This window comes from Lentzea tibetensis, from assembly GCF_007845675.1.
Lineage (GTDB): Bacteria > Actinomycetota > Actinomycetes > Mycobacteriales > Pseudonocardiaceae > Lentzea > Lentzea tibetensis.
This window is the reverse complement of the sequence record NZ_VOBR01000031.1, coordinates 16,754-35,693: the sequence shown is the minus strand read 5'-3', so window position 1 is coordinate 35,693 and position 18,940 is coordinate 16,754. Positions and strand designations below refer to the sequence as shown.

1 protein-coding gene is annotated in these 18,940 nt (G+C 72.4%); it reads right to left on the bottom strand.

What is annotated here, in order from left to right; all coding sequences use genetic code 11:
• Positions 1-6: 6 nt before the first annotated feature.
• Positions 7-18,912, bottom strand: a complete 18,906-nt coding sequence (locus FKR81_RS45330; RefSeq protein ID WP_235922027.1) for a type I polyketide synthase — start codon at positions 18,910-18,912, stop codon at positions 7-9.
• Positions 18,913-18,940 lie beyond the last annotated feature (28 nt).

Sequence of the window (18,940 nt, the reverse complement as noted above, 5' to 3'; positions counted from 1 at the left end):
ACTCCGCTAGATCGCGTCGAGTTCTTGATCAAGGATGTCGTAGAGGTCTTCCGTTGTTGCGTCTTCGATGTCGCTCAGCTCGTTGCGGTCGCCGAGGCCGTCGAAGATGCCGCGGAGCTTCAGTCGGATGTGCGAAGCGTCCGAAGTGGACCCTGCGAAGCGGTCGATGAGGTTCGCCGCGGTGTCCAGCGCGGTGAGCACCATCGGCAGGACGACGGACTGCGGACCCGCGCCGTCGACGAGCTGGCCGTGCAGGTGTTCCGCGAGAGCCTGGGGATTGGGGTAGTCGAACACGAGCGTCGCGGGGAGCGTGACCTCGGTCAGCGACGTGAGCCGGTTGCGCAGTTCGACCGCGGTCAGCGAGTCGAACCCGGCGTCCCTGAACGCGCCGTTGGCCCGCACCAGATCCGTCGAACCTCCGAGCACCGCAGCCGCCTCGGTCCGGACGAGCTCCACCAGCGTGCCGATCTGCTCGGACTCCGGCAGGGCGACCAGCTTCGCGAGGAGACCGGTCGACGCCTGCGCGACGCTCGCGGTGCGCCGGGTGCGCCCGGCGAGGCCGCGCAGGATCGGCGCCAGCGCGCCCGTCGCCGCCTGCTTGCGCAGCGCCGCGAGATCGAGGTCGATCGGCACGAGCGCCGGCCGGGGCGACGTGATGCCCGCGTCGAGCAGCTCCATGCCCAGTGCGGGGTCGAGCGCCCGCATGCCGGATCGCGCCATCCTGGCCAGGTCCGTCTCACCGAGCCGGGCCACCATGCCGCCTTCCCAGGCGCCCCAGGCGAGAGACGTCGCGGACTCACCCGCGGCGCGGCGCCGTTCGGCGACCGCGTCGAGGAACGTGTTGGCCGCGCAGTAGCTGCCCTGACCACCGCTGCCGAGCACGCCGGAAGCCGAGGAGAACAACACGAACGCCGCCAGATCCCGGCCACGGGTCAGTTCGTCGAGGTGCACCGCGGCGTCCACCTTGGGCCGCAGCACGGTGTCCATCCGTTCCGCGGTGAGCGCGGTGACGAGGCCGTCGTCGAGCACACCCGCGGTGTGGATGACGCCGGTGAGGTTCGGAATCCCGGCCAGCAACGTCTCGACCTGCGCGCGGGAGGCAACATCGCAGGCTACGAACGAGACCCGCGCTCCGAGCTGTTCGAGCTCGGCCCGCAGCTCGGCCGCGCCGGGAGCCTCCGCTCCGCTCCTGGACGCCAGCACGAGGTCGCGGACCCCGTGCCCGGTCACCACGTGCCGGGCCACCGAACCACCCAGCGCACCGGTGCCACCGGTGATCAGCACGGTCCCGTCCTGATCGAGCGACCGTCCGATCCGCAGCACGTTCTTGCCGACGTGCTTGGCCTGCGCCATGTGCCGGAACGCGTCCGGCGCCTGCCGGATGTCCCACACCGTCAGCGGCAACGGCCGCACCGCGCCGCTTTCCAGCAGGGTCACCAGTTCGCCCAGCATCTGCCCGATCAGGACCGGCCCCGCTTCCACGAGGTCGAACGCCTGGTAGAGCACCCGGTCGTGACGGCGAGCAACTTCTGCCGCGTCCCGGACGTCCGTCTTGCCCATCTCCAGGAACCGGCCGCCCGGACGCAGCAACCGCAGCGACGCGTCCACGAACTCACCCGCGAGCGAGTCCAGCACCACGTCGACACCGTCGCGGAAGCGTTGCTCGAACTCGAGACTCCGCGAGTCACCGATGTGCGCGTCGTCCAGTCCCATGGCCCGCAACACGTCGTGCTTCCCGGTGCTCGCCGTGGCGAACACCTCCGCACCGAAGTGCTGGGCCAGCTGCACCGCCGCCATGCCGACGCCGCCCGCACCGGCGTGCACCAGCACGCGCTCCCCCTCGGTCAGTCCACCGAGCACGCGCAGCCCGTAGAACGCGGTGAGGTACGCCGTCGGCACCGCCGCGGCCTGCTCGAACGACCAGTGCGGCGGGATGCGGGTGAGCAGCCGTCCGTCCGCGACCACCACGGGTCCGAACGCGAGCCCGAGCCCCATCACCCGGTCCCCCGGCCGCAACGCGGTGACCTCGGGGCCGACCTCGACCACCACACCGGCGCCTTCGCCGCCGAGGCTGATCTCGCCGGGGTACATGCCCAACGCCATCAGCACGTCGCGGAAGTTCAGGCCGCAGGCCCGGACGTCCACCCGCACCTCGCCGCCACCCAGCGGCGCCAGCGCCTCCGGGTGCGGCACCAGTGCCAGGTTCTCCAGTGTCCCCGCTGCGGTCGTGTCGAGCACCCACGGTCCGTCGTCAGCGGGCCGGAGCTCGCCGCCCGCACGGGCCAGGCGTGGCGCGTGGATCCGGTCCCCGCGCACCGCGACCTGCCACTCGCCGAGATCGGCGAGCTCGTCCGGGTCGACGTCGATCCGCGAGTCGAGGTCCGCCAGCACGATCCGGTCCGGGTTCTCCGCCTGCGCCGCCCGCACCAGGCCCCACACCGCCGCCGCCACCGGGTCGACCGCCTCAGTCGCGTCCACGGCGACCGCACGGGACGTCGTGACCAGCAACCGGTTCGACGCCGGGTCGGCCAGAAATCCCTGCAGCGCATCGAGCACCTGTGCCAGCACCACCCTCGTGCGCTCGGGCTCCGCACCTCCCGGCACGTCGGTGCCGGCGTGCACCACGCGCCACGCGGCACCGTCCGGCAGTGGGCGGGGTGCCACGGCGAGCGTCGTCCAGTCCACGACGTACAGCGCGTCCTGGCCCCGTTTCGCGGTCACCGCGAGCTCGCCCGCCGGAATCGTGCGGGTCACCAGCGACCCGACCGTCAGCACGAGGCGGCCGTCCGCGTCGGACAGTTCGAGCGAGAGCCCGTCCGGACCTTCGACGGCGTGCACCCGCACCGCGGTCGCACCGTTCGCGTGCAACGCGACCCGGTTCCACGCGAACGGCAGCTTCACCGTTCCCGTCTCCTCGGGCTCGTCCACGACCGCGCCCGTGTGCAGTGCCGCGTCGAGCAGCGCCGGGTGGATGCCGAACCCAGTGGCGTCGCCCGGATCGGGCAGGGTGACCTCGCCGAACACCTCGTCGCCGCGCACCCACGCCGCGGTCAGCCCCTGGAACACCGGCCCGTACTCGTAACCGCGCTCCGTCAACGTCTCGTAGAAGCCGCCGAGCCCAACGGCTTCGGCGCCCTCGGGTGGCCACACCGCGAGTGCAGTGGAGACCGGTGGGCTGTCGGGAGCGAGGAACCCGGTCGCGTTGCGGACCCAGTCGCCGTCCGAGCAGGAGTGGATCTCCACCGGTCGCCGGCCGGTCCCGTCGACCTCGGCGACGCTCACCTGGACCCGCAGCACGGTCGCCTCGGTCAGCCGCATCGGTGCCTCGATCACGAGCTCGTCCAGCACGGGGTGCTCGACTCGGTCACCGGCGTGGATCGCCATGTCCACCAACGCCGCGCCAGGAACGATCACCACACCGGACACCGCGTGATCGGCCAGCCAGGCGTGTGTGGCGAGCGAGATCCGGCCGGTCAGCGTCAGGCCCGCGGGCGACTCCATCACGGCACCCAGCAACGGGTGCTCGGCCGGGTTCAGCCCGACCGCGGCCAGGTCGCCGGTCCCGCCGGACCGGGTGAACCAGTACCGCTCGCGCTGGAACGCGTACGTCGGCAGGACGACCCGGCCGGACGACTCGGGCAGGTGGTGCGTCCAGTCGGTCGGCACGCCCCGCGTGAACAGCTCCGCCAGCCCGGTGAGCAGCGTGGTCACCTCGGGCTTGTCCCTGCGGCACAAGGCGATCGCGGCCGCGTCGGGCGTCATGGCCGTCAACGCCCCGTCGGGGCCGACCTCCACCCACACCCGATCACCCTGCTGCGCCACCGTCGCGACCGCGTCCGCGAACCGCACCGGGCGGCGCACCTGCTGCACCCAGTACTCGGGCGTGCCCATGTCACCGCCCGCCGTGGACACGATCGGAATCCGCGGCTCCCGGTACTCGACCGACTCGGCCACCTCGCGGAACTCGGCCAGCATCGGCTCCATCAGCGCCGAGTGGAACGCGTGACTCACCCGCAGCGGCTTGACCCGGTGGCCGCGCTCGACCAGCACCGCGCTCGCACCGGCCACGGCCTCCGCCGTCCCGGAGATCACCACCGAGGACGCGCCGTTCACCGCCGCGACACACGCACCGTCCCACGACGCCAACACCTCGAGAACCTCGTCCTCGGTCGCCGCGACCGCCGCCATCGCGCCGCCCTCGGGCAACGCCTGCATCAACCCGGCCCGCGCCGTCACCAGCTTCGCCGCGTCCGGCAGCGACCACACACCAGCCACGTAGGCGGCGCTCAACTCACCAATCGAGTGGCCCACCAGCACTTCCGGGCGCATGCCCCAGGACTCCAACAACGCAGCCAACGCGACCTCGAACGCGAACAACGCGGGCTGCGTGAACACCGTCTGATCAAGCCGACCATCCGGCTCACCAAAGACCACATCCCGCACCGGAGTACCCAGCGCAGCACACACCTCATCGAACCTCGCCGCGAACACCGGATAGGCCTCGTACAACTCACGACCCATACCGGACCGCTGCGCACCCTGACCCGTGAACGCGAACACCAGCTTCCCGGCGAGCCCATCGGCGACACCGGTCACCACGCCGGAAGCCGAACGCCCCTCAGCCAACGCCCGCAACCCGGCAACAGCACTGTCACGATCCTCAGCCAGCACCACCGCGCGGTGCTCCCACAACGACCGCCCCACCAACGAACCGGCCAACTCACCAACACCCGCGTCGACCTCAGCCAACCGAGCAGCCTGACCCCGCAACGCATCCGCCGATCGGCCCGACACCACCAGCGGTACCACACCGTCCACATCAGACACTGCAGGAGCCTCAACGTCCGGCGCCTCCTCCAGGACAAGGTGCGCGTTCGTCCCGGACACACCGAACGACGACACGCCCGCGCGGCGCGGATGACCGTCCCGCGGCCACTCACGATGATCGGCCAGCACCGAGACCGACCCCGCGGACCAGTCGACCTTCGACGACGGGGCGTCCACGTGCAGCGTGCGCGGCATAACACCGTGCCGCATGGCCAGCAGCATCTTGATCACCGCGACCACACCGGCGGCGGCCTGGGTGTGCCCGAGGTTGGACTTCACCGAGCCGAGCCACAACGGTTGCGCGCGGTCCTGCCCGTAGGTCGCGATCACCGCCTGCGCCTCGATCGGATCGCCCAGCGTCGTACCGGTCCCGTGCGCCTCGACGACGTCGACCTCCGCGGCCGGGACACCGGCGTTCGCCAGCGCCTGACGAATCACCCGCTGCTGAGCCGGACCGTTCGGCGCCGTCAGACCGTTCGACGCGCCGTCCTGGTTCATCGCCGAACCCCGCACCACACCGAGGATCTGGCGACCGTGGCGCCGCGCGTCGGACAACCGTTCGAGCACGAGCACACCGACACCCTCGGCCCAGCCGGTGCCGTCCGCGGCATCGGCGAACGCCTTGCAGCGCCCGTCGACGGAGAGCCCGCCCTGCCGGGAGAAGTCCACGAACGTCTGCGGTGTCGCCATCACGGTCGCACCACCCGCGAGCGCCATCGAGCACTCGCCGAGCCGCAGGCCCTGAGCGGCCAGGTGCAGCGCCACCAGCGACGACGAGCACGCCGTGTCGACGACCACCGCGGGTCCCTCGAGTCCGAGCACGTACGACACGCGTCCCGCGGCGACACTGCCCGCGGCGCCGGCCACCCGGTGTCCCTCGAGGCCCTCCGGCACGGCTCCCTCGCCGGTGCCGTAGTCGTGGTAAATCAGTCCGGTGTAGACACCAATGTCCTTGCCGCGCAACGAGGTCGGATCGATTTCAGCACGTTCCAGCGCCTCCCACGTCGTCTCCAGCAACAACCGCTGCTGCGGATCCATCGCCAACGCCTCACGCGGCGAGATCCCGAAGAACGCCGCGTCGAACTCGGCCGCGTGATCGAGGAACGCACCGCTGCGGGTGTAGGACTTCCCCGGCGCGTCCGGGTCCGGGTCGTACAGCGTCTCGACGTTCCAGCCGCGGTCCTCCGGGAAGCCGCCCATGACGTCGCCGCCGGCGGCGAGGAGGTCCCAGAACTCGTCGGGTCCGAAGATCCCGCCCGGCAGCCGGACGCCGATCCCGACGATCGCGATCGGCTCCTGCAACGCCACCGGCGCCGCCACGCGCACGGCCTCGGCGGCCGAGCCGAGCAGTCTGCCGTGCAGGTGCTCGGCCAGGTTCGCCGGGTTGGGGTGGTCGAAGACCAGTGTCGCGGGCAGCTGCAGCTCGGTGATCCCGGTGAGCCTGTTGCGCAGCTCCACCGCGGTGAGCGAGTCGAACCCGGCGTCCCGGAACGCGCCGGTCGCCCGCACCAGGTCGGGCGCACCGCCGAGCACGGCGGCCGCCTCGGTGCGCACCAGCTCGACGAGCGCGGCGACCTGCTCGTCACGCGGCAGGGCGGCGAGTCGCGCGACCAGCCCGGTCGCGGCCTTCTCGGAGCTCGCCGCCTTCCGGCTCCGGCCGGCCAGTCCGCTGAGGATCGACGGCACCGCCTGCCTGCGCAGCGCGGCCACGTCGAGCGCGATCGGCACCAGCGCGGCACGCGGGGACACCAGTGCGGCGTCGAGCAGAGCCATGCCCTGCGCCGACTCCAGCGGGCGAACACCCGCTCGCGCCATGCGCGCCAGATCCGCCTCGCCGAGGTTCGCGGTCAGCTCACTGGTCTCGGCCCAGTAGCCCCAGGCGACCGACGTGGCGGCCTCGCCCGCGGCGCGCCTGCGTTGAGCGAGCGCGTCCAGGAAGGTGTTGGCCGCGGCGTAGTTGGACTGGCCCGCACCACCCAGCACACCCGCCGCCGCGGAGAAGAGCACGAACGCGGCGAGGTCCCTGCCTCGGGTGAGCTCGTCGAGGTGCACCGCCGCGTCCGCCTTGGGGCGCAGCACGGCGTCGATGCGGTCGGGGTTCTGCGCGCTGACCACTCCGTCGTCCAGAGCGCCCGCGGTGTGCACGACGCCGGTCAGCGCCGGGATCCCGGCCAGCAGCGACTCGGCCTGCGCGCGGTCCGAGACGTCGCACGCGACGACGTCCACCCGCGCCCCGAGCCCCTCCAGTTCGGCCCGCAGGCCGTCGGCACCCGGCGCATCTGGTCCGCGTCGCGACGCCAGCACGACGTGCCGAACGCCGTGTCCGGCAACGAGATGACGTGCGGTCAGTCCACCGAGCGTGCCGGTGCCGCCGGTGATCAGCACGGTCCCGTCCTGGTCGAGCGGCCGCCCGACCCGCAGCACGTTCTTGCCCACGTGCTTGCCCTGCGCCATGTGCCGGAACGCGTCCGGCGCCTCGCCCATGTCCCACACGGTGATCGGCAACGGCCGGAGCGCGCCCGCCTCGAAGAGGACGACGAGGTCGCGGAGCATCCGGCCGATCGCGTCCGGCCCTGCCTCGCGCAGGTCGAAAGCCTGGTACCGCACACCGGGGAACGCCCCGGCGTCGCGGATGTCGGTCTTGCCCATCTCGATGAACCGGCCGCCGACGGCCAGCAGCCGCGCCGAGGCGTCCACGAACTCACCGGTGAGCGAGTTCAGCACCACGTCGACACCGCGACCGCCGGTGGCGTCGCGGAACCGCTGCTCGAAGTCGACGCAGCGGGAGTCACCGATGTGCGTGTCGGCCAAGCCCATGGCGCGCAACACGTCGTGCTTGCCGGTGCTCGCGGTCGCGAACACCTCCGCGCCCAGGTAGCGCGCCAGCTGCACGGCGGCCATGCCGACGCCGCCGGCACCCGCGTGCACCAGCACGCGTTCGCCCTCCGTCACCCCGGCCAGCACGCTCAGGCCGTAGAACGCGGTGAGGAACGCGACCGGCGTCGCCGCGGCCTGTTCGAACGACCACCCGTCGGGAACCGTTGCCAGCAGCCGTTCCTCGACCACCGCGACCGGTCCGAACAGCAGGTCCTGGCTCATCACCCGATCGCCGGGCGCGAACCTGGTCACCCCTGGACCGACCTCCAGCACGACACCCGCGCCTTCGCCGCCCATGCTCGCCGCACCGGGGTACATGCCGAGCGCGGTCAGCACGTCGCGGAAGTTCAGGCCACACGCGCGGACGTCCACCCGCACCTCGCCGGCGCCCAACGGCGCCGACGCATCCGGGCACGGCAGCAGCGCCAGGTTGTCCAGCGTCCCGGCACCCGTCGTGTCGAGCACCCACGGAACGCCGGACGGTCGCAGGCCGCCGCCCGCGCGGGCGAGCCGGGGCGCGTACGCGATCCCGTCGCGGATCGCGACCTGCCACTCCCCCGCCGCGGCCACCACGTCGAGCCCCAGCAGCGTGTCCGCGTCGGCCAGCAGCACCCGTTCCGGGCACTCGGTCTGCGCCGACCGGACCAGGCCCCACACGGCCGCGACCGCCGGATCCACCACGTCACCGTGCTTGGCCACGACACCGCCGCGGGTCCACACCGCCAGCCGGGTCGAGCTCCACCTCGGGTCTGCCAACACTTCCTGCAGCACGGCCAGCACCCGCGACAACGCGTCGCGGACCAGTTCGGTGCCGTCGACCGGCAGCACCAGCCACGGCGGCGTTTCCGGCAACGCCGTGAGGTCCTGAACATTCGTGACGACCACGCCGGCGGTGTCGGTGAGCTCCAGCGGCAGCGGCGTCCAGTCGACCGCGTACAGCACCTCGCGGTCGCGGCTCTCGCCGAGCTGCGCCAGCGGAGTCGCTCGCGTGACCAGCGCGGAGATCGACAGCACCGGTTCGCCGAGCGGGTCGGCCAGGTCGAGTCGCAGGCCGTCCGGGTGGTTCACCACCCGTGCCCGCACCGAGGTGGCGCCGGTCGCCCGCAGCACGACGCCGTTCCAGGCGAACGGCAGCGCCACCTGGCTCTCGTCGGCGGACGCACTGTCCACTGTGGTCACTGCTCCGGCGTGCAACGCGGCGTCGAACAGCGCCGGGTGGATGCCGAAACCCGCCGCGTCCACGCCTTCGGGGAGACCGACCTCCGCGAAGATCTCCTCGCCGCGCACCCACGCGGCCGTCAGCCCGCGGAACGCCGGGCCGTAGTGGTAGCCGCGGCCGGCCAGCTCGTCGTAGAACTCGCTGAGCTCGATCGGCGCCGCGTCTCGCGGCGGCCACGCGGTCAGGTCCGCTCCGGTGGCGGCGGAGCCCGCGGCGAGGAAGCCGGTCGCGTGCCGGGTCCACTCACCCGTCTCGCGGTCCGGCCGCGAGTGGATGGTGACCGGGCACCTGCCGGTCGCGTCCGCGTCGCTCACCGCGACCTGCAGCCGCAGCACGTCGCCCTCCGCGAGTCGCAGCGGCGTCTCGATGACGAGCTCGTCCAGCACCGGGTGGTTCACCTGGTCACCGGCGTGGATCGCCATCTCGACCAGCGCGGTGCCGGGCACGATGACGACATCCGAGACCGCGTGGTCGGCCAGCCACCCGTGCGTGCCGAGTGAGATCCGCCCGCTCAGCAGCACGCCGTCCGGGGACTCGACCACCGCACCCAGCAACGGGTGCCCGGTGCCGGCGAGCCCCACCCCGCTCAGGTCACCCGCACCGGCGGGCGGCGTCAGCCAGTACCGCTCCCGCTGGAACGCGTACGTGGGCAGCTCGACCCGGCCCGCGGGCAGCGCCCAGTCGACCGCAACACCGCGCACGTGCAGCTCGGCGAGCGACTGGAGCAGCCTCCGCGGTTCGTCCTGGTCGCGGCGCAGCGTCCCGCAAATCACGCCGCGCGTGCCGACCACGTCCTGCATGCTCGACGTGAGCACCGGATGGCTCGACACCTCGACGAACACGCCGAAGTCCTCGTTCGCGAGCAGGCCGATGGCGTCCGCGAACCGGACCCGCTGCCGCAGGTTCCGGTACCAGTAACCGGCGTCGACCGGCCCATCGACCCACTCGAAGTCCACAGTGGACAGCCATGGAACCACCGGTGCACTCGAAGCGATGCCGCCCAGCAACTCCGCCAGCCGCTCACGAATCGCGTCCACGTGCCACGTGTGCGACGCGTAGTCCACCGGGATCAACCGAGCCCGCACACCGTCGTCCAGGCACCGCTGCCGCAGTTCGTCGAGGGCGTCCGGATCACCGGCGACGACCACCGACTCGGGTCCGTTCACCGCGGCGATCTCCACCCGGCCGGTCAGACGCTCGGCCACCCGATCCACCGGCTCGGCGACCGACATCATGCCGCCCCGGCCGGCCAGCTCCGCCGCGATCACCTTGCTGCGCAACGCCACAATCCGCGCAGCGTCTTCCAACGACAACGCACCGGCCACACACGCGGCTGCCAACTCACCCTGCGAATGCCCGACCACGGCGTCCGGAGTCACCCCGCGGGAACACCACACCTCGGCCAGCGACACCATCACCGCGAACGACACCGGCTGCACCACATCAACCCGGTCAATCGTCGGCGCACCGTCAACACCGTGCACCACATCGGCCAACGACCAGTCGACAACGGCAGCCAACGCCTGCTCACACCGAGCCATCTGCGCGGCGAACACCGGATCAGCGGCCCACAACCCACGGGCCATCCCCACCCACTGCGCGCCCTGCCCGGGAAAGACGAAGACGGTTTTGCCCGACACGTCAGCCACGCCCGACACCACACTCGACGCAGAACGCCCCTCGGCCAGCGCCCGCAGACCGTCAACGGCTTCGGCGCGGTCCTCGGCCACGACCACGGCGCGGTACTCCCAGGACGATCGCCCTGCCAGCGTTCCCGCGATCTCGGTCAGACAGGCACTCGAGTCCTCGGCGAAGTCCGCCAGTCGCGCCGCCTGCCCCTGCAGGGCAGCCGTGGAACGCGCCGACACCACAACGGGCAATGCCGTCTCGTGGGCAGGCGTCACCTCGACGTCGACGACCGGAGGCGCTTCCTCGAGAACGACGTGAGCGTTGGTACCGCTGACCCCGAAGGACGAGACTCCCGCGCGGCGCGGACGTCCGGTCGACGGCCAGTCGGCCGCCTCGGTGACCAGCGAGACCGATCCGGCCGACCAGTCGATCTTCGACGACGGCGCGTCGACGTGCAGCGTCGGCGGCAGCACGCCGTGCCGCATCGCCAGCAGCATCTTGATCACGCCCGCGACCCCGGCCGCGGCCTGCGGGTGGCCGACGTTGGACTTCAACGACCCCAGGTACAGGGGCTCGGCGCGGTTCTGGCCGTAGGTCGCGATCAACGCCTGCGCCTCGATCGGATCACCCAGGGTGGTGCCGGTCCCGTGCGCCTCGACCGCGTCGACCTCGGCGGCGGACACACCGGCGTTGGCCAGCGCCTGCCTGATCACCCGCTGCTGCGACGGACCGTTCGGCGCCGTCAGGCCGTTCGACGCACCGTCCTGGTTGATCGCCGATCCCCGCACGAGCCCGAGAATCCGCCTGCCGTTGCGCCGCGCGTCGGACAGCCGCTCCAGCACGAGCACGCCGACACCCTCGCCCCAGCCGGTGCCGTCGGCCCCGTCGGCGAACGCCTTGCACCGGCCGTCCACGGCCAACCCGCGTTGCCGGGAGAACTCGATGAACGGATCCGAGGTCACCATCACGGTCGCGCCGCCCGCCAGCGCCATCGTGCACTCACCGGACCGCAAAGCCTGCGATGCCAGGTGAATCGCCACCAACGACGACGAACACGCCGTGTCCACCGTGACCGCAGGACCCTCGACACCCAGCACGTAGGACACCCGGCCCGCGGCGACGCTCGAGGCACCACCGGTGAGCAGATGCCCGTCCAGCTCGGTGCCGATACCGGGAATGCCGACGTAGTTGTTGTTGATCAGTCCGGTGTAGACACCGACCGCTTCGCCGCGCAACGCGGCCGGATCGACCCCGGCGCGCTCCAGCGCCTCCCAGGACGTCTCCAGCAACAACCGCTGCTGCGGATCCATCGCCAGCGCCTCACGCGGCGAGATCCCGAAGAACCCGGCGTCGAAGTCGGCCACACCGGAGAGGAACCCGCCGCTGCGCGAGTAGGACTTCCCCGGCGCGTCGGGATCCGGGTCGTACACGGCGTCGGCGTCCCAGCCGCGATCGGCCGGGAAGTCGCCGATCACGTCACCGCCACGCGCCAGCAGCTCCCACAGCTCCTCGGGACTCGACACACCGCCGGGCAGCCGGACACCGATGCCCACCACCGCGATCGGCTCAGCCGTCACCGTCGACGCGACCGCCGTCACCGGCCCTGCGGTCGTCCCGACCAGCTCGGCCCTCAGGTGAGCGGCCAGCGCGGCCGGATTCGGGTAGTCGAAGACCAGGGTGGTCGGCAGGTGCAGCGCGGTCACCGCGTTCAGCCGGTTGCGCAGCTCGACCGCCGTGAGCGAGTCGAACCCCATCTCCTTGAACGCCCGCGTGCGCCGCACCAGATCACGACCGCCACCCAGCACGGTGGCGGCTTCCGCGCTGATGACGTCCACCAGCAGGTCCAGCTGCTTCGGCTCGGCCAGCCCGGAGAGCCTGGCGGCCAGTCCGGTCGCTGCCCTCGCCGTGCTGCGACCACGTCCCGCCAGACCGCGCAGCACCGATGGCACCGGCCCGGTCGCCGCCATCCGGCGCAGGGCCGCGACGTCCAGCGCGGCGGGCACCAGCGTCGCGCGAGACGACGTGAGGCCGAGGTCGAACAGCACCACCCCCTGCGCGGATCCCAGCGGTTTCATGCCCTGCCTGGCCATCCTGGCCATGTCCGCCTGGCCGAGGCCGCTGGTCAGCGCACTCGTCTGCCCCCAGTAACCCCAGGCGAGGGACACCGCGGCCTCACCCGCGGCACGCCTGCGCACCGCGACGGCGTCGAGGAACGTGTTGGCGGCCGCGTAGTTGCCCTGCCCGCCGTTGCCGAACACGCCGGACGCCGACGAGAACAACACGAAGGCGGCCAGGCCGAGACCGCGGGTCAGCTCGTCGAGGTGCACCGCGGCGTCGGCCTTCGGGCGCAGCACCGCGTCGAAGCGTTCCGGGGTGAGTGCGGTGACGACGCCGTCGTCCAGCACACCCGCGGTGTGCACCACCGCGGTCAGCGGGGCGTCGGCGGGCGCGCACGACAGCAGTGCCCGCACCTGGTCGCGCTCGGCGATGTCACAGGCCACGATCTCGACCCGCGCGCCCAGCTCCGAGAGCTCGGCCTGAAGTTCAGCGGCACCAGGGGCTTCGAGTCCGCGACGTGACGCCAGCACGAGACTGCGCACGCCGTGGTTCGTGATCACGTGCCGGGCGATCAGCGCGCCCAGCGTGCCGGTGCCACCGGTGACCAGCACCGTGCCCGCAGGATCGAGCACCTCACCGGACGACGGCTCGTGCGCGGCGCGAACCAGCCGGGGCACGCACACCCGGCCGTCGCGCACGGACACCTGCCACTCGTCCGCGGCCGCGAGCGCGTCGAGGTCGAAGTCGAGGTGACCGTCCGGCCCGAGATCGGCCAGCATGATCCGGTCCGGGTTCTCCGTCTGCGCGGCGCGCACGAGACCCCACACCGCGGTGACCGCCGGATCGGTGTCGTCACGGGTGATCACCACGAGGCGTTCCTGACCGGACTCCCGCAGGGCCGCCAGCGCCTCGCCGAGCGCCAGCCGCACCCGTCGCACGTCGTCGACATCGCCTGGCCGCACCTCGAACTGCACCCAGCCCGACGCCGCGGTCCTGCCGCGCGCACCGGTGAACGGCACCCAGTCGATCGCGAACAACGCGTCCCGCGCGTCGTCCTGACGAGCGGCCACCAGTGGCGCGGCCGCCAGCGCACCGACGGTCAGCACCGGCCTGCCGTCCGCGTCGGTCAGCTCAACACCGTTGTCCGCCAGGCGGATCCGGACCGAGGTCGCACCGGACGCGTGCAGCACGACCCGCTGCCAGGACACCGGCACGGCATCCCGTTCCGCGGGCACCAGCTGCACGGCGGTCTCCAGCAACGCCGGATGCACGCCGTAACCCGCCGAGTCCATCCGCTCCGGCAGCAGGGCCTCGCCGAACACCTCGTCACCGCGGACCCACACCTTCTCCAGGCACCGCAACGCCGGGCCGTGCCCGACGCCCCGGTCGGCGAGCGCCGCGTAGTGCTCGGCGGGTTCGACCGCCCGCGCACCATCGGGCGGCCACGGCAGCGGATCACCACCGACGGTGGCGCCCGCGCTCAGGAAACCGGTCGCGTGCCGGATCCACGGCCCGGCGTCCGCCTTGGCGTGCACGGACACCGCGCGCCTGCCGGACCCGTCGGCGCCGCCGACCGCGACCTGCACCCGCACGTACCCGTTGTCCGGCAGGACGATCGGGCTCTCGATCACGAACTCGTCCAGCACCGGGTGCTCGACCTGGTCACCCGCGTGCACGACGAGGTCGACCAGCGCGGACGACGGCACCGTCGGCACACCGGACACGACGTGGTCGGCCAGCCACGGCTGCGCCGCGGGAGACAACCTGCCGGTCAGCACGACGCCGCCGGACTCCGGTGTCTCGACCACGGCACCCAGCAACGGGTGCGACGCCTCGGCCTGCCCGATCGCGGCCGGGTCTCCGGTGGCCGCGCTGGGCAGCCAGTAGTGATCGCGTTGGAACGCATAGGTGGGCAACGCGAGACGCCGCGTCCGCGCGGGCAGCAGCGCGTCCCAGTCGACGGGCACACCGCGGGTGAACAGCTCCGCGAGCGACCGCACGAACCGCGCCCGGTCATCGGTGTCCCGGCGCAGCGTGCCGCACACCACGGCGTCGCGCGCGATCTCCTGGATGTTCGAGGTCAGCACCGGATGCGTGCTGACCTCGACGAAAACTCCGTGCCCCGCCGCGGCCAGCGCCTCGGTGGTCGCACCGAACCGGACCGTCTGACGCAGGTTCCGGTACCAGTACTCCGCGTCCAGGCCGCTCGTGTCCAGCACCTCGCCGGTCACCGTCGAGTAGAACGGAATGCGGCTCGTGCGCGGCGTGATTCCCTCGCACGCGCGCAACAGCTCGTCGCGGATGCTCTCGACGTGGCCGGAGTGCCCGGCGAAGTCGACACCGGGCAGCCGCCAGCGCAGCATCGCCTTGCCGGACAGCACGGCCTCGAACTCGACCAGCGCGTCCGGATCACCGGAGACGGTCGTCGCGTCGGGTCCGTTGGCCGCGGCGATCCACAGCCGGTCCTCCCACGGCGCCACCAGGTCCCGCACGACCGGCTCCGGCGCCACCACCGACAGCATCGCGCCGCGTCCGGTCAGTCCGGCGGCGATCGCCTTGCTGCGCAACGCGATGATCCGGGCGGCGTCCTCGAGCGGGAGCGCACCGGCGACACACGCCGCGGCCAGTTCCCCTTGTGAATGCCCGACGACCGCGTCCGGCTGCACGCCGTGCGCCTGCCACACCGCGGCCAGCGACACCATCACCGCGAACGTCACGGGCTGCAGCACGTCCACCCGGTCGTATCCCGGCGCGCCGGCCACACCGTTGACCACGTCCGCGAGCGACCAGTCGACGTGCGGCGCCAGCGCCCGCGCGCACTCCTCCATGCGTTCCGCGAACACCTCGTCCGCGGCCCACAGCCCGCGCGCCATGCCGTCCCACTGCGCGCCCTGGCCGGGGAAGACGAAGACCGTCCTGCCGTCCGCGTCAGCGACCCCGGTCAGCACGTCCGGCGCCGAACCGTCCTCGGCGACGACGCCCAGCCCGGCCACGGCCTGGTCGATGCTCTCCGCGAGCACCACGGCGCGGTGTTCCCACGCGGTGCGGTCCGACACGAGTGCCCGGCCGAGCTCGCCCACGTCCTGGTCGCTCAGCACGTCGCGCAACCGCGCGGCCTGGTCCCGCAACGCCTCCCGGCTCCGTCCCGACACCGCGATCGGGAGTGCTGTCGTCGCCGCAGTGCCTTCGGCCGGCGCGACCGCGTCACCCTGTTCGAGCACGACGTGAGCGTTGGTACCGCTGGCGCCGAACGACGACACGCCCGCCCTGCGCGGGCGGCCGTGCTCGGGCCAGTGCTGCTGCTCGGTCAGGAGCGAGACCGCGCCGGAGGACCAGTCGATCTTCGACGACGGAGCGTCCACGTGCAGCGTCCGCGGCAGCACGCCGTGCCGCAACGACAGGATCATCTTGATCACGCCGGCGACGCCCGCGGCCGCCTGGGCGTGACCGATGTTCGACTTCAACGATCCCAGCCACAGCGGCTGCGCGCGGTCGTGACCGTAGGCCGCGATGATCGCCTGCGCCTCGATCGGGTCGCCCAGCGCCGTGCCGGTGCCGTGCGCCTCGACGGCGTCCACGTCGGCCGCGGTCAGGCCGGCGTTCGCCAGCGCCTGCCGGATCACCTGCTGCTGCGCGGGACCGTTCGGCGCGCTGAGCCCGTTCGACGCACCGTCCTGGTTCACCGCCGACCCCCGCAGCAGCGCGAGCACCTGGTGCCCGTTCCGCCGCGCGTCGGACAACCGCTCCAGCACCAGCACGCCCGCGCCCTCGGCCCACGCGGTGCCGTCCGCGCTGTCGGCGAACGCCTTGCACCGGCCGTCCGCGGCCAGCGCCTGTTGCCGTGAAAAGTCCACAAAGGACTCCGGCGTGCTCATCACGGTCGCGCCGCCCGCCAGCGCCATCGAGCACTCCCCCGACCGCAGGGCCTGCGCGGCGAGGTGGAGCGTGACGAGCGACGACGAACAGGCCGTGTCCACCACGACCGCGGGTCCGCGCAGGCCGAGCACGTACGCGACGCGGCCCGCGGCGACGCTGGTCGCGGTGCCCATCGCCCGCACGCCCTCGACGCTCTCCGGCACCCGCCCGGTGCCGTAGTGCTGGTTCATGAGTCCGGTGTAGACACCGACGTCCGTGCCGCGCAGCGAAGCCGGGTCGATCCCGGCGTGCTCCAGCGCTTCCCACGACGTCTCCAGCAGGAGCCGCTGCTGCGGGTCCATCGCCAGCGCTTCACGCGGTGAGATCTCGAAGAACCCCGCGTCGAACTCCGCGGCGTCGGCGAGAAACCCGCCTCGGCGGGTGTAGGACTTGCCCGGCGCGTGCGGATCTGGGTCGTAGAGAGCGTCGACGTCCCAGCCGCGGTCATCGGGGAAGTCACCGATGACGTCGCGACCGTTCGCCAGCAGATCCCACAGGTCCTCGGGCGATGCCACCCCACCCGGTAGGCGCACGCCGATGCCGACCACCGCGATCGGTTCACGTGATCCGGTGACCCGCACCGCGGGCAGCACGCTCGGGCGCAGGCCGAGCAGCTCCGCCCTCAGGTGCTCGGCCAGTGCACCCGCGTTCGGGTGGTCGAACGCCACGGTCGCGGGCAGCTCCAGTCCGGTGGCCGCGGTCAGCCGGTTGCGCAGTTCGACGGCGGTGACGGAGGTGAGTCCCAGCGCCCGGAAAGCGGTGTCCGGACGAGCCTTTCCCGCATCGCACAGCTCCGCGAGCTCACGACGGATCAGCTCGATCAGGAACGCGAGGTCGTCGGTGCCCTCCAGCCGCTCGCGCAGCGCGGCGGTGATCTCGTTGTCGGCCGCGGGTGCCGCCGGCGCGAACTCGTGCCGGGTGTCCGCGGTGGCGAGCAGTCGCGCGGGCCGCTCGGCCAGCAGGTGCCGTTTGATCTTCCCCGACGGGGTGCGCGGGATCTCGTCGATCGCGCAGATCTCCTCGGGCACCTTGAAGAACGCGAGGAACTCGCGGCACGTGGCGAAGACCGCGGCCGGGTCGAGGTCCTCGTCGCCCGGCACGACGTAAGCGATCGGCACCTCGCCCAGCACGTCGTGCGCGCGGCCGGCGACCGCGACGTCGGCGACGCCGGGCACCTTGCGGATCACGTCCTCGACCTCGGCCGGGTGGACGTTCTCGCCGCCGCGGATGATGAGCTCGCGGCGGCGACCGGTGATCGTCAGGTAGCCGTTCTCGTCGCGCCGCGCCAGATCCCCGGTGTGGTACCAGCCGTCGCGGAACACCTCGGCGGTGGCCTCGGGCTGCTCGTGGTAGCCGAGCGCGACGCCGGGGCTGCCGACGACGACCTCGCCCTCGGTGCCGCTGGGCACGTCGGTGCCCGCGTCGTCGACGAGGCGCACGGTGAGGCCCGGCACCGCGAGGCCGCCCGTGGTGATCGCACCGCAGGTCTCCGTGCTGCCGTAGGCGTCGAGCAGCGGGACGCCGAACGTCCGCTCCACGGCCGCACGGAGATCGGGAGAGGTCACCGATCCCCCGACCAGGCAGAGCCGGAGGTCCTCGAAGCGCTGCCCGCGCGCCGCGTGTTCCAGGTGGTGGTAGAGCGCGGGCACACCGACCAGCACGGTGGACCGGTCCTCGCGCAGGTGCCGCAGTGCGTCGTCCGGCGTGAACCCGCCCATGATCCGAGCCGTGGCACCGACCGCGGTGACGGCGAGGACGCACACGATGTGCGCGAGGCTGTGGTGCAGCGGCAACGGCCACAGGACGCGGTCCTCGGCCGACAGCGACGGGATCGGCGCGTAGCAGGCGGCGACCGACCACAGCGCGTTGCGCTGGGTGGACACCACGCCCTTCGGGTTGCCGGTGGTCCCCGACGTGTAGAGGATCCAGGCGGGCTCGTCGAGGCCCAGCCCGTCGCGCGCCTCCTGCCCGGACTCGGTCGCCGCCCACGACTCGTAGAGATCGTCGGTGCGCGTGACGACGAGCTGGAAGTCCCTGCCCCTGGCCAGCGTCCGGGTCACCTGCTCGCGGTGTGCGGGATCGGTGACGACCAGGCGGGCGCCGCTGTCGTCGAGCAGATAGCCGAGCTCGTGATCGGAGGAGTGCGGGTTCAGCGGCACGGCGATCGCGCCCGCGCGCAGGATGCCGAGGTAGGTCTCGACGACCTCGACCGAGTTGTCCAGGAAGAGCGCGACCCGGTCTCCCCGTTCGATCCCGGCCGCCGCCAGTCCGGCGCCGATCCGGCGGGTCCTCGCTTCCAGCTCCGCGTACCCGACCGCGCGTCGAGCATCGACGAACGCGACCTTCTCGGGAAACCGCCGGGCGTTGTCCCGAAGCAACTCGGTCACTGGTCGAATCAGATCCACACGGATCACG